The 17,670-nt window shown below is 61.1% G+C and carries 21 protein-coding genes; 1 reads left to right on the top strand and 20 read right to left on the bottom strand.

All coding sequences use genetic code 11. The features are described from left to right. Positions 1 to 16: 16 nt before the first annotated feature. From EWH12_RS06125 to EWH12_RS06080, 10 genes are all read right to left on the bottom strand, one after another. Positions 17 to 595, bottom strand: a complete 579-nt coding sequence (locus EWH12_RS06125) for a PAS domain-containing protein (RefSeq protein ID WP_207212364.1) — start codon at positions 593 to 595, stop codon at positions 17 to 19. A gap of 106 nt (positions 596 to 701) precedes the next feature. Further along, on the bottom strand, positions 702 to 1,295 hold the full coding sequence (locus tag EWH12_RS06120; RefSeq protein WP_066606217.1) for a nitroreductase family protein: 594 nt from the start codon (positions 1,293 to 1,295) through the stop codon (positions 702 to 704). Between the two features lie 79 nt (positions 1,296 to 1,374). Further along, positions 1,375 to 1,560, bottom strand: coding sequence for a hypothetical protein (locus tag EWH12_RS06115; RefSeq protein ID WP_129926026.1), 186 nt, complete (start codon positions 1,558 to 1,560; stop codon positions 1,375 to 1,377). A gap of 273 nt (positions 1,561 to 1,833) precedes the next feature. Next, positions 1,834 to 2,061, bottom strand: coding sequence for a hypothetical protein (locus tag EWH12_RS06110; RefSeq protein ID WP_207212363.1), 228 nt, complete (start codon positions 2,059 to 2,061; stop codon positions 1,834 to 1,836). A gap of 310 nt (positions 2,062 to 2,371) precedes the next feature. Then, positions 2,372 to 3,004 carry a hypothetical protein gene (locus tag EWH12_RS06105; RefSeq protein ID WP_129926024.1) on the bottom strand — a complete coding sequence of 211 codons (633 nt, stop codon included), beginning with the start codon at positions 3,002 to 3,004 and terminating at the stop codon, positions 2,372 to 2,374. Then, positions 3,001 to 6,138 carry a type I restriction endonuclease subunit R gene (locus tag EWH12_RS06100; RefSeq protein WP_129926023.1) on the bottom strand — a complete coding sequence of 1,046 codons (3,138 nt, stop codon included), beginning with the start codon at positions 6,136 to 6,138 and terminating at the stop codon, positions 3,001 to 3,003. The genes EWH12_RS06105 and EWH12_RS06100 overlap by 4 nt, the downstream gene beginning before the upstream one ends. Next, complete coding sequence (locus EWH12_RS06095; RefSeq protein ID WP_129926022.1) at positions 6,135 to 7,961, bottom strand: DUF262 domain-containing protein; 1,827 nt, start codon at positions 7,959 to 7,961, stop codon at positions 6,135 to 6,137. Before EWH12_RS06095 ends, EWH12_RS06100 begins: the two co-directional genes overlap by 4 nt. Further along, complete coding sequence (locus tag EWH12_RS06090) at positions 7,958 to 9,274, bottom strand: restriction endonuclease subunit S domain-containing protein (RefSeq protein WP_129926021.1); 1,317 nt, start codon at positions 9,272 to 9,274, stop codon at positions 7,958 to 7,960. Before EWH12_RS06090 ends, EWH12_RS06095 begins: the two co-directional genes overlap by 4 nt. Beyond that, positions 9,267 to 11,129, bottom strand: a complete 1,863-nt coding sequence (locus EWH12_RS06085; RefSeq protein WP_129926020.1) for a class I SAM-dependent DNA methyltransferase — start codon at positions 11,127 to 11,129, stop codon at positions 9,267 to 9,269. The genes EWH12_RS06090 and EWH12_RS06085 overlap by 8 nt, the downstream gene beginning before the upstream one ends. Next, positions 11,122 to 11,289, bottom strand: a complete 168-nt coding sequence (locus EWH12_RS06080) for a type II toxin-antitoxin system Phd/YefM family antitoxin (protein ID WP_081659755.1) — start codon at positions 11,287 to 11,289, stop codon at positions 11,122 to 11,124. Before EWH12_RS06080 ends, EWH12_RS06085 begins: the two co-directional genes overlap by 8 nt. Before the next feature lie 66 nt (positions 11,290 to 11,355). Between EWH12_RS06080 and EWH12_RS06075 the strand changes: the two genes are divergently transcribed. Then, positions 11,356 to 12,300: a DUF4357 domain-containing protein gene (locus tag EWH12_RS06075; protein WP_129926019.1), complete on the top strand. Its 945-nt coding sequence runs from the start codon at positions 11,356 to 11,358 to the stop codon at positions 12,298 to 12,300. On the opposite strand, the gene EWH12_RS06070 is transcribed toward EWH12_RS06075, so the two are convergent. The 10 genes from EWH12_RS06070 to EWH12_RS06025 all read right to left on the bottom strand — a co-directional run bounded on the left by EWH12_RS06070 (position 12,297) and on the right by EWH12_RS06025 (position 17,647). Beyond that, positions 12,297 to 12,491 carry a hypothetical protein gene (locus EWH12_RS06070; protein ID WP_129926018.1) on the bottom strand — a complete coding sequence of 65 codons (195 nt, stop codon included), beginning with the start codon at positions 12,489 to 12,491 and terminating at the stop codon, positions 12,297 to 12,299. The two genes, EWH12_RS06075 and EWH12_RS06070, sit on opposite strands and share 4 nt — an antisense overlap. 65 nt (positions 12,492 to 12,556) lie before the next feature. Then, complete coding sequence (locus EWH12_RS06065; protein WP_129926017.1) at positions 12,557 to 13,093, bottom strand: TIGR02594 family protein; 537 nt, start codon at positions 13,091 to 13,093, stop codon at positions 12,557 to 12,559. A gap of 17 nt (positions 13,094 to 13,110) precedes the next feature. Beyond that, positions 13,111 to 13,335 carry a DUF5320 domain-containing protein gene (locus EWH12_RS06060; RefSeq protein ID WP_129926016.1) on the bottom strand — a complete coding sequence of 75 codons (225 nt, stop codon included), beginning with the start codon at positions 13,333 to 13,335 and terminating at the stop codon, positions 13,111 to 13,113. Continuing rightward, positions 13,335 to 13,535: a hypothetical protein gene (locus EWH12_RS06055; RefSeq protein ID WP_129926015.1), complete on the bottom strand. Its 201-nt coding sequence runs from the start codon at positions 13,533 to 13,535 to the stop codon at positions 13,335 to 13,337. The genes EWH12_RS06060 and EWH12_RS06055 overlap by 1 nt, the downstream gene beginning before the upstream one ends. A 385-nt stretch (positions 13,536 to 13,920) precedes the next feature. Continuing rightward, entirely contained in the window at positions 13,921 to 14,247 is a 327-nt protein-coding gene (locus EWH12_RS06050; RefSeq protein WP_129926014.1) for a phage head closure protein, read from the bottom strand. Then, entirely contained in the window at positions 14,244 to 14,789 is a 546-nt protein-coding gene (locus EWH12_RS06045; protein WP_129926013.1) for a head-tail connector protein, read from the bottom strand. The genes EWH12_RS06050 and EWH12_RS06045 overlap by 4 nt, the downstream gene beginning before the upstream one ends. Next, the gene (locus EWH12_RS06040; protein ID WP_129926012.1) at positions 14,786 to 14,986 is read right to left on the bottom strand and encodes a hypothetical protein; all 201 of its coding nucleotides are present in this window, start codon (positions 14,984 to 14,986) and stop codon (positions 14,786 to 14,788) included. Before EWH12_RS06040 ends, EWH12_RS06045 begins: the two co-directional genes overlap by 4 nt. A 73-nt stretch (positions 14,987 to 15,059) precedes the next feature. After that, positions 15,060 to 16,310 carry a phage major capsid protein gene (locus tag EWH12_RS06035; RefSeq protein WP_129926011.1) on the bottom strand — a complete coding sequence of 417 codons (1,251 nt, stop codon included), beginning with the start codon at positions 16,308 to 16,310 and terminating at the stop codon, positions 15,060 to 15,062. 66 nt (positions 16,311 to 16,376) lie between these two features. Then, positions 16,377 to 16,973: an HK97 family phage prohead protease gene (locus EWH12_RS06030; RefSeq protein WP_129926010.1), complete on the bottom strand. Its 597-nt coding sequence runs from the start codon at positions 16,971 to 16,973 to the stop codon at positions 16,377 to 16,379. Next, positions 16,970 to 17,647 carry a phage portal protein gene (locus tag EWH12_RS06025; RefSeq protein ID WP_277986012.1) on the bottom strand — a complete coding sequence of 226 codons (678 nt, stop codon included), beginning with the start codon at positions 17,645 to 17,647 and terminating at the stop codon, positions 16,970 to 16,972. The genes EWH12_RS06030 and EWH12_RS06025 overlap by 4 nt, the downstream gene beginning before the upstream one ends. Positions 17,648 to 17,670: the final 23 nt, after the last annotated feature.

Genomic DNA, 17,670 nt, shown 5'->3' with positions numbered 1-17,670 from the left:
ATGCGCCCGCGCCATCCTACAGCCCCGCCTCGATCGCCAGCCTTATGCCCTCCGCCGCGGTGCGCACGTTCAGCGCGCGCAGCATCGCGGCCCGGTGCATCTTCACCGTGCGTTCGGTCAGGCCCAGATCATAGGCGATCTGCTTGTTCAGGCGCCCTTGCGCCATGCCGACCAGCACCGCGCGCTGGCGCTGGGTCAGCGTGCCGATCAGCGCGATGGCGTCGTCCGCGCGCTGACTCGCCGCCGCTTCGACCGCCATCTGCGATCCCAGAAAATAGTTAAGCGTCCCGTCCGCGCCGAAAATCGGCGCGATCATCAGCGCATTGCGAAAAGGGGTGCCGTCCTTGCGATAATTGAGCAGTTCGATCAGCGCCGGTCGGTTGTCGCGGATAGCGGCGCGGATCATGTCGGTGCTCGCACCGTCCGTGTCCGCCCCCCGCAGAAAGCGACAATTGCGGCCGACAATTTCGTCGCGGGCATAGCCCGTCAGCGCCATGAAGGCGTCGTTGCAGTCGACGATCGGATTGTCGGGCAATCGTGGATTCGTCACGACGGCGGGGACGGCGCTTTCGGCGATCATTGCGGACAGGGACATGGACGACAGGCACTCATGGGACAAAGGCGCGCCGCCGATGCGACGCCCTTCGCCATCGTGCCTCAAATACCCCACTCACCGCAAGGCGAGCGAGCGATATCCTATGTCAGCCCGCGAAATTGCCTGAATGGGCGAACGCCTCGATCGGTTTGCGGTCGCTGGGCTCCTCGCGCGCCTGCAACGCTTCGGGCAGCACCGCCTTGTCGCCCTGCCGGCCGATCGCGACCGCCGCCTCGATGCGGAAACGCTCCGGCACCGCCAGTTCGGCGCGCGCCTTGTCGAAATCGACGCCGGTCATGCCATGGGTGTGATAGCCCAGCCGCGTCGCCTGCAACGCCAGCAGCGCCCAGGCCGCGCCCGCATCGAAACTATGGCTGTGCGAGGGTTTATAATCCTCCGACCCCGGCGCCGCCATCAGCGTGTCGGACAGAATGAAGACGATTGCGCCGGCATTTTGCACCCAGGCCTGGTTGAAGGGCAGCAGCAAGCGCAGGAAGCGCGACCAGTCGGCGCTGTCGCGATGAGCATAGAGGAAGCGCCAGGGCTGATAGTTGAACGCCGACGGCGCCCAGCGGGCCGCATCAAAGATGGTGTCGAGATCGTCCTGCGCAATTGCGGAGGAATCGAACGCGCGCGGCGACCAGCGCTCCAGAAACAGGCTGTCGACGGCGCGGGTTACGGCGCGGGGGTTGGTGGCCATGCTAACTCCTGGGAAAGGGGAGAAAAGGAATGAGACGCCGATCTAGGCCGTCTTTCGCGATCGCGAAATGATCGATCCGTCAATTCACCGTTTCGCGCAAAGGCACAGCATTGTCGTCCAGACCGGACAATGGGAACAGCGCGTCGGCGTGCCCCTCGATCAGCACGACCAACGGTTCGCGCAACAGGGCCTGCGCCAGACGCGCGCGCCAGCGCCCGAACATATTGTCGGCCATCTGGCCATCCTGCTCCCGCCTGTCCTGCATAACTGCTCCGCGCCGACCCATGCGTCTTATCTATCGATCTTATAGAGAAGCGTCCTGCAAGCAATGCTCAGGCGTGCGACAGAAAATTTTGAGCGTCGCGCGACCGCCGCCTGCGCGACCTGGCGTCGCAATGCCTGTCTGCCGTCCCTTTTTGGTTAGGTCGAACGGCTTTCTACTGTTTTTCCGGCCGGTCATAGATGGATGTCAGTTCCGGCATGGCGCGTTTGAGCCCCGCGTCGATCGCTTCGATCAATATTTCACCCGCGCCCATGGTCAGCGCATCCTCGAAATCGGCGCTGATCGCGACGAAGACGGCGTCGGGCGCGGTGTGGAAGGTTTGACAGGATTGACCGCCATGATTTCCGGCCGACGCTCGATCGCGCGCCACATCTGTTCGATCAAGGCCGGGTCGACGCTCTCTCCGATCAGCAGGCCCTTGGCTTCGCGGGCCAGCATGACGGCGACGAAGGCCAGCGCCAGGCCAGAGCGAAATGCGCCCATCGCCCGGCCCATGCGCCATGCCGCAGCAGGGACAGGCAAGGATAGCAGTCGGGGACAGGTGATACGCGCCCGAACGCCATCGGGCGCGGTCGCCCGCGGACATCGCTCCATACCGGCGTCGCATGACGCCGCACGACGCCAGAGCGCAATCAGGACGACAGCTTGCAATCTCATGATTTCGGGGAGAAAATTTGGCGGTGGGTGAGAGCCTGCGGACAAACTCTCTCATCGCATCCCTGCGCTTACCATCGAAAATTGGCGAAATCCCGCACGGGATAAACATGCATTTCGTCTGTATTACACGTCGCTACTAAAGCCATTCGGCCAAAGGGTTCTGAGGCATGTCCGGAATAGGAAACCCTTCAGGTCGTCTCCCATGATCCGCCCGGAAACGCGCCAACCCGCTGGCCCAGTTGTAGGAAACTTGCAGAAGGCGTGCAGCTGTCGGGCGCAGGCATTCCGGTGTTAAAATGTCGATCTGCTCAAAATCCATTCGCTGGATGAATTTCAAAATATCCCCATGACAAACGTCATGTCGGAGTTGAACGATAGCCACATTATCTTTCGTCTCGATCTGCGAAAGCAAATCCTCGCCGTCTGAAAATTTGAGAAGCTCGACAGGCAAACCGGCATCGCGCGCTTTTCTCAGCATAGTATTGCTGAGCAACCGGTATGGAGACAATGCCAGTTTACCGCCGTAATCGGGGTCCAGCTGGGCCATCGTGACTCGCAGGCTTGCCTCGATTCCGTTTAGGAGGGATGAAACTCCAGGAATATAAAGCTCCGCCTCGAGAGCTTGCTGCCCCTGGGTGAAAAACCAGTGAAATGCAGGGTTCATCAGGGCTGACACAAAATAGACTCTGCGCTCAGCTTCAGCTTGCCTTTCGGCAAGCCACACTGCGGGGTCTACATCCTCGAGATAATCATCGGCGGGGCGCATCATGCCACCTCCCGAAGCAAAACCTCAGCCTGGGCAAGCACCGTCTGCACGGCTTCATCGGCAAGATCGGGCGGGTAACCAAACCGTTTTAATATCCGCTTCACCAGAACCCGCATCCGGGCACGGGCGCTTTCCCGGTGATGCCAATCGACGGTGACGTTCTGGCGGAGCTGTTCCAACAGCTCGTGAGCAATCAGCCGCAGCTGTTCGCTGCCCATGGCCTCCACGGCACTCTCATTTTCGGCAAGCGCATCATAGAAAGCGATTTCTTCTGGCGAGAGCCCTTGGTCCTCGCCGCGCTGTCGCGCCGCCTTCATGTCCTTCGCAAGCGCGATCAGCTCGTTGATCATCTCAACAGCCGACAAAGCGCCCGCGTGGTAGCGGGCCACAGCATCTTCCAGACGCCTGGAGAATGCCCGGCTTTCCACAACGTTAGTCCGCATCCGGCTGGTGATCTCACCTGCCAGAAGCTTTTTCAGGGCTTCCAAGGCGAGGTTCTTTTTCTCCATTCCCTGAATTTCGAGCAGGAACTCCTCTGAAAGAATGGAGATATCTGGGGAATCGATGCCCGCCACCTTGAGGATGTCGACAATTTCAGCTGATGCCACTGCGCGGTCGATTAGCTGCTGGACCGCCAGCGTCTTGTCAGCCTGGCTGAGCTTGCCGGTGGCGGTGCTCTTGGAGATGGCGGCACGGACTGCCTGGAAGAACCCGATCTCGTCGCGGATCTCTCGAGCCTCATCGCTAGCGGATGCCAGCGCATAGGCCTTGGTCAGTTCCAAGACGAGATCGAGGTAGCGTCGGTGCGCCTTCTTCTTGTCCTCCGGGGACTGGGCTTTGCCAGCTTCGACCTCAGCCCATTTCAGGACCCAGTCAATAGCACCAGCAAGACACTTCAGCCGCTCCATCGGCGCGCCGTGGATCCCGGGATTGTAGTCGAAGCCGTGGAATATCCCGCTGACGATCTCGTACCGCTCCAGCAGGACGGCAATGGCCTCGGCCTCATTGATGCCGGTCTTTTCCTGATCGGAGTCGGTGTATTCGCTGAGCGCCTTCTTCAGGTTCTGGGCGATGCCGATGTAGTCGACGATCAGACCGCCGGGCTTGTCGCGAAACACCCGGTTCACACGCGCGATCGCCTGCATCAGGCCATGGCCGCGCATCGGCTTGTCAATGTACATGGTGTTCATGCAGGGCGCATCGAAGCCGGTCAGCCACATGTCGCGCACCAGCACCAGGCGAAGAGGGTCTTTCGGGTCACGGGCCCGCTTCGCCAGCCCGTCGCGGCGGCGCTTGTTGCCGATGTGCTGTTGCCACTCGAGCGGGTCTGACGCTGCCCCCGTCATGACAATCTTAATCACGCCGGCCGCATCGTCGTCGGAATGCCAGCCTGGACGTAGCGCCACCATCTCGTTGTAGAGGTCCACGCAAATCCGGCGGCTCATGCAGACAGCCATGGCCTTGTACTCTGTGCCGTCAGTGCGCGCCTCGAGGTGCGTCACCATGTCGGCGGCGATCTGCTTCAGGCGCTTTTTCGAGCCGACCAGAGATTCAACCGTTGACCATTTGGCCTTTGCCTTCTCTGCCTCGGTGAGGGTGTCATCCTCGACCAAAGCCTCGATCTCGGCGTCGATCAACGGCTTTTCGTCCTCGTCGAGTTCGATACGCGCGAGCCGGCTTTCGTAGTAGATCGGCACCGTCGCACCATCTTCCACGGCGCGGCTGATGTCGTAGATGTCGATATACTGACCGAAGATCGCCGGTGTGTTGACGTCGGCCGCTTCGATTGGGGTGCCGGTAAAGCCGATGAACGATGCGTTCGGCATGGCTTGGCGGATATAGTGGGCATAGCCATAGCGCCGTGCACCTGTTTTCGCGTCCAGCTTGGCATCGAAACCATACTGGCTGCGGTGGGCTTCGTCGGCCATGACGATCACGTTCCGGCGATCCGTCAGCATCGGGAAGCTTTCCTCACCGCGCTCGGGCGAGAACTTCTGCACGGTGGTAAAGATGACGCCGCCAGAGGTGCGTGCCAGCAGGCGTTGCAGGTCTTCGCGGCTCTCGGCCTGCTCGGGATTCTGTCTGAGCAGATCCTTACATAGGCTGAAGGTGGAGGCGAGCTGGTCGTCCAGATCGTTGCGATCGGTCAACACCACAATGGTGGGGTTTTCAAGCTCAGGTGACTTGACCGCCAAACCTGCGAAGAACGCCATCAGGAAGCTCTTGCCCGAGCCTTGAGTGTGCCAAATAACGCCGATCTTGCGGTCGCCGTCCGGGCCGCTCGCGTCGACGGCCTCACGGATGGCTTTGCGGGCGCCATGGAACTGGTGATAGCCGGCGACGATTTTGAATGGTCCTGCACCTGCATCGCCAAACACAATGAAATCGCGGATCAGGGCAAGGATGTTCTCGCGGGTAAAAACGCCGCGCAGCAGAGTTTCCAGTTCTGGCTGGCCGCGATGGGCGAAGTCTTCGCCGGTCACCGTGCGCCAGGGCATAAAGCGTTCCTGATCGGCCGTCAGCGAGCCTATGCGGGCTTCAATGCCGTCAGATGTCACCAGTACCGCATTAGTGCGGAACAGGCTGGGGATCTGGGCAAGATAGGTCTGCAACTGATGAAAGGCGTCAACGATGGTGGCGTTCTCTGCCGCCGCGTTCTTCAGTTCGAGCACCGCCAGCGGCAAGCCATTAATGAACAGGATAACATCGGGCCGCCGGTTCTGGCTTCCTTCCACCACGGTAAACTGGTTGACCGCTAGCCAGTCGTTGGCCTCAACCTTATCCAGATCGAGCAGCCAGACCTTGTCGCCGACGATGCGCCCGTCCGTATTGCGGTATTCCACCGGCACGCCATCAGTCAGTAGGCGGTGAATACGGCGGTTCTCCTCGATCAGCGAGCCAGTCTCGCTCGTCAGCAGCCGGCGGATGGCCTCCGTTCGTGCTGCTTCGGGCAGAGTTGGGTTGAGACCGGCCACAGCCTTTTCGAGGCGGGGCAGCAGGATGACATCGGAAAATGCCTGCCGTTCAGCCGCCACACCGTCCGGCGCTATGACCGTCCCATGCAAGTAGTTCCAGCCCAGATCCTGCAGGATCTCGATGCTGGCCTGTTCGACCACATCCTCTGAGAAACTGGTCATGCAGGAACGACCTCTTCAACCACCGGAACGTCCCAGACGCGGCATGCGAGCCTGGTCAGGAAAAGCTGACGCGCTTCCACATCCTTCACGGTCCAGTTGGGCCAGCATTCCAGCGCCTGCACCGTCCTGGTGATCTGATCTGCGACCCCGACAAGCTGGGCCTGCGTGTCAGCCTGGCAGCGGGTCAGAAGGAACTTGGACTGGCCGTAGCCCTTGATCTTTTCAGAGTATCGGGTGTTCGAGATGGAACGATTGATCGACTTCTCGATCAGCAGAAGGTTGCCCAGGCTCTGGATCACTTCCTGATCTTGCGCGCGATCACCGAACTCCTGCTGCGCATCGGCATCCGCATTATCGGCCAAGATGTGCTCGATGTCGTTGCCGCCAGAGGTATAGTCCATCAGGCGGTCGCGAGAATCGCTGGAGCCGTAGGCCTGCAGATCGACATATTGGGTGATCTTGGCGATCAGGTAACGCAGCCGGAACTGCCGTAGATCATTTGCCCGTAGCTCCTTCAGGGCGCGGAAGAAGCTGCGCGCCAGTTCCGCGCGTTCCTTGACGAAGACATCCTCAATAAAGGCATCGAAATTGTCCGGGCTGACGGTCCGGAGCCTGTGGGCTGCATCCACCAGCTTGCGCTCGTAATCCTTGCCCGGCGTTCCCGTGATCAGCCAGACGAACATGATCCTCTCGATTTCCGCGGCCAGCCGCGAAAACAGCGGGGCCGGAAGGTGGCGCCCGGCCAACAGCAACATGAAGTGCTGCTTGATCGACTGCCCCCCCAGCAGGCGCGTATTCTCGATCCCGGGCTCCGGGCTGCCCGCCGCATTTTTGCCCTTTGCAAAGTGGGCATAGGCCTTTGCCGCGGCCTGCAGGCGCTTAGCGAAGGCCAGTGGCTCGGTGGTGTGACCGGTCAGGCCGGGGTTCTTCTGGAACCAGTCATAGATCGCATCTTCACGCAGGCGATTATCGAGATCGAACGTCGCCAGCAGATAATAGCGCAGGAAACGAAGCGGCTTTTCGCCGACCGCATAGATTTCATCGGTCAGCGATTTCCAGACGCTTTTGAGCTCGGCAAACTCATGCCCCTTGGCGTTCATGAACAAGAGGTTCTTCAGCAGGTCCATGGCATCAAGCCCGGCCCCGCGATCGTTAATTGTCTCGAAGATCTTCAGCGCCTTGGTGATCGTCGGCGTTTCTATCCGGATCACCTTCACCTTGTTTGTGAGATAGCCATAGAAGCGTAGCAGCGCGGCCCTGTCGGTTCCGAACGTGGTCGTCAGAAACTCCCGGATCGTGTCATAGGCGCCGCCCAGATTGCGGATTGACCGGGAGCCATCCCGTACCGTCTGCGCGGCGTTGCCCTGCGCATATTCGGCCAGCACCCCTCCGGCATCGTCATACTGGACTTCCAGCCGGAAGCGGTGGGTAGTCACACCCTGCCAGTCGGTGGAACTGGCCGCAATCTGGCTGGAGAGATCATCCGGTAGATTGCCGCCAAGCTCCTGCAGGGCATCGCGGATGGCGCATAACGTGAGATAGGATGTGGTGGTGCGCTGCTGCCCGTCGATCAGCTCGAACACCTGATCCTGCCCGGCGCACACCACGATAGTGCCAATGAAATATTCTGGCGCGAAATGCTGGGTCGCCCCTTCATATTCGGTATGGATATCGGCAAGGAATTGGTTGACCTGATCGCCGCCGTCACCCTTGGGATCGCTTTCGCCCCAGACATATTCGCGCTGATAATCGGGCACGCGATAAAAGTCCTGAAATAGGCGTTTCAGCGTCATGTCCTGGGAAACGATGCTCTGCTCGGTCATGCGGCAATCTCCAGCGTTGCATCGCCCACGCGCACTTCGCCTGACATCAGGCGGGGCAGCAGGTAGTCGCGGGTTTCAGCGAGGGTGCGGTTTTCCGCTCGTAGAGCCAAAAGGCGCTTCACCATCGGCTCGGTTATTTCATCGAACGCGCCAAACGCGCTGCCGTCACCAACGACCAGTTTGGTCTGAAGCAATGCTGGTGGTGAAATCCGCTGATGGCTCTTTGACGTGCCAGTTACCATCCCCTCCAGAATCTGGCGGACGGTCGGGTCCCGGAACATAAAATAGAGAAGCCCTCGGCTGCAGCCTGACTTGGGCTTGAAAACCAGGAATTCGGTAGATGCTATCTGCGGAAAGCCAGCCTCGTCATTGGGGATCCAAACCCGAGGAATTTCAGGATTCAGCTTTGACAGCATGACCGAACCGGAGGGAACGGGGACTTTGTTGCTTTTAATGGTGGCGCCCAGATCCATTGCCGGCCCATGCCCAGAGTCATGCGCAGGTAGGCTGTAGTGCTCAAAGACTGTGTCGGGTAAAGCTTGCGGATTGATGGACCCCTTAGTCTGATTAGCGACGTCAGACAGAGCCAACAACTGCCACCCCATGGGCAAGTCATCCACATCCAGCGCATCTGGGAACAGCGCCGCCAGTTCGGTCGCGCGGGTGGGGTCAGGGGTCAGGCCGCCCATGATCGCGACCGGGTCTGTCGCGCCGGCCATCTTGCGGCGGACGGGGCCGAAATCGACGAACCAGTCGCGGAAGATTGCCTGCGCCATCGCCTCCATCGTCTCGTTCATCCGCCGGTTGAGTTCGATTTTGCTGCCTAGAGAACCGAGAAGTATATTCACTTCCCGCATGTCTGCTGCGGGTAATAGAGGAACCGGAAATTCACGAAGGGCACCTAGTGAAATATATGCCTGAGTTGTTCCAGCCAACCGCTCATGTAGCAGAGCCTTGGCTTCTTCAGAACGAAGCCAATTGAACAGCCATCGTCCCTCTAGTTCCCCGCCAGTCTTAAAAAGGCCGATGTTCTTTATTGCATAATTTGGCTCGTCTATAACGAGACATACGTCCCCGACGGTTCCAATCATCGTGATCAGAACATCCCATTGATCCACCTTACTTCTTTTGTTAATTTCATTGAATTCGTTCTCTGAAATCAGATAGGCAGACGATGTATCGACACGGCCGCCTACGATGTGCTTCGATGTTATTAGCAATCGCCCATTGGGCGAAGGCTTCGGTGACGAATGAGTACCGTCACGGACCGACTGGCAAAACTTGCTTGCTTTTGTCCAAACCCTTTCAGCCATCGCTAGACACCCGGCTAAAGCTATGAAGAATCGAAGATGTCAGTTTATTGGCAGCCTCAAACTGATCACTTAGCGTTGCCCGAAGCGTGCTAAAGCGCTCCTCGAAGCTTACGCCATCATCCTCCGCATCCGCCGCACCCACATAGCGCCCAGGCGTCAGAACGTGTCCGTGGCCGCGCACCTCGTCGAGTGTCGCCGAACGGCAGAAGCCCGGCTCGTTAGCATAGGGTTCCAGGCCCGCCGCCACGACCACTTCCGGCTTGCTGCGCCAGCGGTGGTAGGTGTCCGCGATCAAGGCGATGTCATCATCCGAGAACTCCCGCCGAGTGCGATCCACCAGATGGCCCAACTTGCGCGCGTCGATGAACAGGATTTCGCCGCGCCGGTCGCGAAGGCCGTTGGCGCTCTTGTCGCGCGCCAGGAACCACAGGCAGGCCGGGATCTGGGTGGAATAGAACAGCTGGCCCGGCAGGGCGACCATGCAGTCCACATGGTCTGCCTCGATCAGGGCCTTGCGGATCTCGCCCTCGCCAGACTGCTGCGACGACATAGAGCCGTTAGCGAGAACCACGCCGGCTGTGCCGCGCGGTGCTAGATGGTGGATGATATGCTGCAACCACGCAAAGTTGGCGTTGCCCTGCGGCGGCGTTCCGTGGGTCCAGCGTGCGTCGCTTTCCAACTGCGGCTGCCACCAGTCGGAAATGTTGAACGGCGGGTTGGCCATGATGAAGTCGAACTTTGTCTGCGCGAACTCGTCGCGCAGGAAACTGCCTTCGTTGTTCCAGCGGATATCGGCATCGATCCCGCGCACCGCCAAGTTCATCCGACACAGCCGCCAGGTGGTGTGGTTGCGCTCCTGGCCATAGATGGCAATATCGGATCGGCGACCCTGATGGCTCTCGATGAACCGTTCCGACTGCACGAACATGCCGCCTGATCCGCAGCAGGGATCGTAAACCCGGCCCTGGGTAGGCTCGAGCATCTCGACAATGGTCTGCACGACCGAACGGGGCGTGTAGAACTCGCCGCCGCGACGGCCTTCGGCGCCTGCGAACTGCGAGATGAAATACTCATAAGCCCGGCCCAGCCGGTCGCGCGCCTGCCCATGATCGCCACGCATGTCGACATTGGAGAACAGATCGATCAGCTCGCCCAGCATGGTCTTGTCCAGCTGGGGCCGGGAATAGTTCTTGGGCAGAACGTCCTTCAGGACCTTGATGTTGGCTTGCTCAATCGCCTCCATAGCGTTGTCAATCAGACCGCCGATGTCGCCCTTCTTCTCGCGTCCGGTGGTGACATCGACAAAGGTGATTTCCGGCCGCTTGGCATTGGCCTGAAGGTGGCCCCAGCGTGCTTCGGGCGGCACCCAGAACACATTGGCAGCGAGATACTCTTCCGGATCTTCCGGATCGGCATAATCCTCAGCCTCCAACCGGGCGTGCTGCGCCTCGAAGGCTTCGGAGATGTATTTTAGAAAGATCAGCCCCAGCGCGACATGCTTGTATTCTGACGGCTCAAGGTTGCCGCGCAGCTTGTCCGCTGCCTTGAACAGGTCCGCCTCGAAACCAAGGTCGCCGCCGGTGTTGCCGCTTGCCTTCGCAGCTTTGGCCTTTTGAGGCTTGGGCGCGGAGGCAGGGCGTTCCTGAACTTCACCAGTTCCACTGGATGCCAGCAGGACCGAACCTCCACGGCCACGGCCGGTCAGGATTGCGCCGGACCCAACCAGCGCATTCTTTACGGCAGCATAGGCTTCCTCGTCCCATTGCAGCGTCTCGCGCAGGCGCACATTGCCGGCAGAGCCGCCAAGCTGCGTCAACGCCTCCAGAAACCTGTCCTTGTCCGCCTGATCAACCATTCTGCCCCGCTTCGATCGCTTTCAAACGCTCATATTCTTCAACCGCCAGAACCACGACAACTGCTCGACCATGCTTCTCGACAGTAACAGGCTCCGCCCGCGCTATGTCGATTAGCTTACCGAAGTGATACTTCGCTTCTTTGGCTGATATTGTTTGCATGGTTTGACGCCCGCTATCGATCTGCTACTTTTGGCCAAAGTGGCCACAAATGCAAAGCGATTTTCCATGCGCCCCCGCTCCATCAACATCTTCCTGCTCGATGGCGACCCCGATGGGATCCGCGTTGCCCAGATCTCCATGTCCACGATCCAGGCGATCGCGTTCCGTAAACTGCAAATGAAGCAGGTGCGGGCGACATTTCCTGAATTAGCTCGACCGGGCGTCTATCTCCTGCTGGGCTTCGATGAGGCGCAGCCAGATAGGCTGATGGCCTATATCGGTGAATCCGAGGGCGTGGCCAATCGGCTGCAATACCATGCCGGCAACGACAAAGGCTTGGATAGCAAGCCGTTCTGGACTGAGACCATTGTCCTGGTCAGCAAGGACGAGAACCTCACCAAATCCCATGCCCGCTATGTTGAAGCCAGGCTTATCGCTGACGCGGGGCAGAACCCACGTTGGACGCTGCTAAACTCCCAGAAGGCAAGCGAGGTCGGCAAGCTCCCGCTGCCGGACCGGGCAGCCATGGAAGAGTTCATCGACCAAACAAAGACGCTGGTTGGGGCTCTCGGCTGTGATCTATTCAAGGTCGTCTCGGGCGATTTGACCAACGGAAACAAGCTGGAAATCCCAGTTTCGGCGACCGCTCCACAGGTTGTTTTCAACTTCCGCGGCCAGGGCTTCGCCGCTCAGATGTCGATCACGGCCAGTAGCGAGTTCGTGGTAAAGAAGGGATCCGTTGCCCGGATCAAAACGACAAACACGATCCCCAAGGGGACTGTCGCCTTGCGCTCCGATCTGCTGGCCAAGGGCATTCTGGTGGAACAGAGTGACGGCCTTCTGTTCACCTCGGACTACATCTTTTCGTCGGTTTCGGCCGCCGCCGCTACCGTGACCGGAGCCGCAGCAAACGGCCGAATTCTGTGGCGATTGCCGGATGGCAGAACCTATGCGGAATGGGAGGAGGCTGAAAACAGCACCCCTCCGCTAGATCCAGAACCAGAGTTCTAGCCAATCCGCGCTTTCGCAGTCTTCCGGAACACCGCGCTGCCGATACCGGTTAGCGCCAGAACGACGGTCAGCACGTCGGCCTGGGTCAGCCCCTCGGGCAGAATTCCGAGCGCTGCGGCCACACCCCACAGGCTGCCGATGACGCCGGTCCAGATGGCCTTGGACGCCCACCAGGGTTTCAGTTCTTCCATGTCGTTTCTCCATACAAAAGCCCGCAGGAATGGCGGGCGAACGGGTTGGTGATGATGACGACCGGTCAGGCCTCGTTGGTGGACAGCACACCGTTGGCCGCGAGCTGGACCGGCTTCGCGCTCGCAGGTGCTTTGCGGTAGGCGGGCCGCCGAATGGCAATGCAGCGGTCCCGGGCGATCCGGGTGATGGTCACGCCGTCGGACTGGTTGCCGCCCAGGACATGGTAGGCGCCGTAATCCTCGCCAACATAGAGCCCGACATGGCCGGAACCCTGCGCGCGGCGGAACACCAGGATATCGCCCAGCTGGGCCCTCTCTGCCGGTTTCCCGAACTTCGCCCAGTTGCGCGCCCAGAGAGGACCCTCGACGACCGGCTTGCCCGCGCGTTTGGCAACCACCGCCATGAACAGCCCGCACCATGGAATAGCGTCGTCATTGTAGGACTTGGCGAGGCCCGTCTCCTTCGCCCACCCGAGGATCACCGGATTGTCAGCGGGCCCGGCCACCTCGAAGGTGCCGTAGAGCTTGCGGGCCTCATCCAGCATCCGGGGCAGCGGGCGCAGGTCATCGATCCAGCCATAGGCCGGTGGCAGCGGTTTCATGGATATCTCCCGGGAGGTTAGCGGCCGGACAGGCCTTTTACGGTGGCGTAGAGAACTGCGAGCGCGGTCGCGAAGGTCGACAGCCACTTCACGAACCGGACCATGCCAGTCGCGGTGTTCCAGGCTTCGAGGAGGTCCTTCAGTTCCTTGCGGACGGCCTTAAGGTCCTCCTGCATGGCCTCGAGATCCGCCCGGATCAGGGCAATCTCCACCGCCGGATCGCGATCAGGATTGGGGGCCATCAGCGCAGCCTCCCGATGATGGCGATGTCGCCCGGGGCTGCATCGAGGGAATGCCCGGCCGGCAGACCGAAGTCCGTCTGCCGCTGCCGGGCGCCAGTCGCGTAATGGACGAACAGCGCCGCGCGATCGAGCACGGCCGGCCCGGTCACCACCTCGAAGTGGTACTGCACACCGGGCGTCCGCCGGAACTTCTGCACCACGCAGCACAGCGTGAAATCATCGTGGAAACGCCGCGTGAATTCCCCGGCCGGCAGGTAAGCTCACTTGTATCGCTCGCGCAAGGCTTGGCGTCCGGACACCCACTCGCGAGGACTAGCGGCAGTTGCGATCACGAGAGCGGTATGCTTCGGACTGCTACGCTGATCGGTCCGCAAAATGCTCTACTGAGTACGCATTGGCCTTCAGATCGGAAGCTGTTCGCGGCCCAAAGCCAATCAGCCACATCACACCATAAATTCCACAGCCTATCCGCGCCTCCGTCCGAATATTGTGCCTGCACTGCCGGTGAGTTCAGCGCCAACGTCGGCACATCGGCTGGTGCGAACGTGTTCTCACTCAACAGGCTCTACAGCTATCTTCGAGAGCCTACGCCGCCGCGCGAATGGCGGTCACCTCGACACCCTCGTTGAGCCCCAGCGGCACAACCGAAGTGATATTCCAAAGCCCGCCAGCGAAGCTGATGCGATCCTCCACACTAAGCGCCAGCGTCTCGCTATTAGCCAGGACCCGAAAGGTCGCCGGCTGGGAAGCGGAGAGCTGCGCCGCCTCCCGTCGCTCGGCGCCGGTTCCCCAGATCACACCGCCCCAGAGAACGGCATAATCGGTCCAGCTCGTAATCTCGCCGCCATAATCATCGATGATCACGGTCCTGCGCTGAAACACGATCTTACGGTTTCGCGGCCCGGCTTTCACGAGACACTCCTGCGGTGGTTACACAGCAAGCTGTCGAGAATGGTCCAGTCCCCAGCTTTCGCATGCTCGCGCCGGTCGAAGCTGTCAGCGATGAACAGTAGCATGGCGTGGAGCACATCGTCGGGTGGCGCGACGCCGACCGATGCAGTAAGCGCGATCCGCGACCCGAGCTGGATTGCCGGCCATGCTTGGCTCGGCTTCAGGACGATCCCCGGTTCGAGATTGTCCGAGCGCAGCTCATAGACGGAGGTGGGCAACGTCTGGGTGCTACCAGCTGGATCCACATATTCGATTGACGTCACGGAATTTACGGGCGCAAATGGCAACCGCGCCAGGTCACTAAAGCTGTCGCAGTGCGCCACCACCGTCCGCTCTGCGAATGCCACACCGCAATAGGCTTCGGCATGCGACCGCGCCGAGGCGATGTAGAGGTCGAGTGTGTCATCCTCGTCGGTGCCGATCACGCGGCACTGGAGCTTCGCCTGGGCGAGGCTGACCGGCTCGACTGCAGGCGCCACGGGGACGACCGGGTGCCAGCTCATGGCGCCGCTTTCTTCCTCGTTGACGCACGCCGCTCGGGAGCCGGCTTCACCGCACGCTCCACCTTCACTTCGGCGACCGGCACGGCAAAGCCCGCTTCGATCAGACGCACGGCCTCGTCCTGCGGGAACTCGCGCTCGTCGCCTGGAGCGAGGGCGTAATGCGGGCCAGCGAGGCCCATGGTCATCCTGATTTTCATGGAAGCAGGCTCCTTTCGGGAATGGCGCGCACGTTCAGGTAAAGGGCGGACCCGAAAGTACGCCTTTCCCAAATCACGCCTGGATGAGGTGCTTGATGGCGGCAGTGTCGCCCAGCTCGCCATCGAAGCGGATCAGGCCCGCGATGCCCATGTCAGGCCAGAAGCGCTCGCGCAGAACACCGATGACGGGAGCGCCGACCTTGCGGACGAAGTACTTGCCGAAGTCGCCGAACAGGACCGACTTCTGCCCCAGCGCCACGTCCGCCATCGCTTGGTTGATGTGGTAGCGGTAGCCCAGCAGCGTGCCCGGAGTGCCCTGCTGGATGTTGCCCATCTGCCAGAGATAGTTGCCGTTCCCGTCCTTCAGTTTGCGGATCACCGAAAGCGTGGTGTCGTTGAACATGAACGCAACCTTCGGGCTGATGCGATAGGCCGGATCGACCGAGTGGATGAGGTCGATCAGCTCATCCCCGGTAATCGCGGCCGCCGCTGCCGCTGTCTTGCCCAGCGTCGATGCCGTGACGACGCCGTGCGGGGCGGACACGCCGGTGCCGACCGTCAGCTGCGTGTTGGCAATGCGCCCCAGACGTTCGCCGAGAAGCCCGCCCAGCAGGGTTTCCATATTGAAGATGGAGTCCTGATCGAGCTCCCAGCTCCAGCGGATGAACTCAGTGTCGAACGCGTAGGCATCGAGGCTCTTCTGCCCGAAGGTCGCGTCCTTGCCGCCATCATCGGTAATCGGAGCCGCTTCCGTGTGCGCTTCGGCCGTTACCGCCGTGTCGTCCAGAGTCGGCACCTTGATCGGATTGCCGCTCGGAGTGACCATGTCGGTCGCGACGCCGGGATCGTACATCGGACCCCAGGCCTTCATTGCCTTGACGATCTGGTCCGCCAGTTCGGTCGGCACGGTAAAGCCGCCTGCGGTGGTCGTGCCGGCAGTCTGCGCGCGGAACTCGGCGCGTCCCTGATTTAGGACCGCGCGCTCTTCCGCCGAGAGCTCGTCGGACATGCCGCACAGGACCTTGGCGAAGACGGTGCGATATTCGGCTTTCTCGCCACCATCCGGGCTGCGCGCCTCGGTATCGCCCGGGATCGGACGCAGCCGGGCGCGGGTTTCCTCGGCCCGCTGTTCGAGCCGGGCGAGATGTTCCTCGCGGGTGATCTGTTTTTCGAGCCGATCATACTCCGCCATCGCTGTATCGTGCTGGCTCTCCAGCTCGGCGGCACGGGCTTCATCGGTGGCGGCGCTGATCTGGTCGAGACGCTCGCGCGCTTCGGAAACGATCTGCTCCTGACGCTCACGCAGGTCTTTCAATCGGGACACGGGTATTCCTTCCAATAAAAAAGCCCGCGCGAGGGCGGGCCGTTCGATTGGGCTTGGGGCTTGGCCTCAAGCTTTACTCACCAGTCTGCGGGTTCGCAGGTCGATGGAAACCTTGCGGGCGAGCACGCGGTTGGCGGCTGCCCGGAAGTTGTGCCGGCGCTTCTCCCGCCGCGCGGATTCAAGCGAGCGCAGCGCAATGGACGTATCGTCATAAGCCGGGAAGGCGACGGCACTGACCTCGCGCAGGTCCACAGCTAGAATCGTGCGGGTCGGCATATCGCCGGTCTCGTCCCACTCCTGGTGTGTGACGACAAAACCGAACGACATGCCGGAGATGTCGCCGCGGGCGATCAGCGTCGCAAGGTCGCGCCCGTCCTGAGTGTCGGGCAGATCAATCTCGACCGCGAGACCGACATCATCCTCGGCGAGCCGCAACGTGCCTGCCGTCGTGCGGCCGATCACCCGGCCGCTATCGTGATCGATTAACGCCCGCACGTCGCCGCTGATCGTGTCGCTGAAGGCGCCCGGCGCAACGATCTCGCGGAACTGGCCGGCAATATCGGCGGCAGCGCCGAACACGGCCGCGTAGCCGGCAACGGTGCGATGCTCGTCCTGCTCGCGCACATCGAGCGGCCGGACCAGCGCGCGTCGTTCCATTGTCATGCTGTATCTCCGTTCGGTGCCGCAGCGCCGTTCGCGCCGTTCGTGGTCACACTGCTCCCCAGCGGCACGGTCGCGCCCTGAATGTAGAGCTGATCGCCTTTCGGGCGTGGTGGCCGGTTCTCCAGCGCCCGGGCTTCATCGGGCGTGAGGATGGCGTTCTGGATCCCTTGAGCGAGTCCCGCCATGCGGGCGGCAAAGTCGCCACGCATAAGCCCATCCAGATTGTGCTCGACGTAGCGGGCACCGCCGCGCGGGCCGAACAGCTTGAGGTTCAATTCCTCCTCGAAGGCCTTCGCCCACTGCGCGATCAGATGTTTGACGAGGTGCAGATCCTGCTGCTCGGTGTTCGAAAACGTGCCGTGAGTGAGATCCTGCAGGAAAACCGGCGGCAGATTGTAGATCCGGGCGATCTCCTCGATCTGGAACCGGCGCGCCTCGGTCATCTGGCCCTTGGCCGGATCGAACCCGACCTGCTTCAACTCATGACCGGGAGGCATCGGGAACACCGGCTTGCGACTCGCCTTGGCCGCCTCGATCGCGCGGTGAATGTCGCCCATCGCCCGCTTCATCGCCTCCGGCCCTTGCGGAAGCGGGCCTGACAACGCGAGCGGGGGTACGCCGCCACCAGCAAAGAAGTCGCCGGCATAGTTGCCCATCGCCAGCGCGAGTGCGATCGCCTTGGACGGGCACGGGCCGC

Origin of the sequence: Sphingobium cupriresistens (genome assembly GCF_004152865.1) — a bacterium.
GTDB lineage: Bacteria > Pseudomonadota > Alphaproteobacteria > Sphingomonadales > Sphingomonadaceae > Sphingobium > Sphingobium cupriresistens.
The sequence above is the reverse complement of the archived record's forward strand: the minus strand, read 5'-3'. Positions and strand labels throughout refer to the sequence as shown.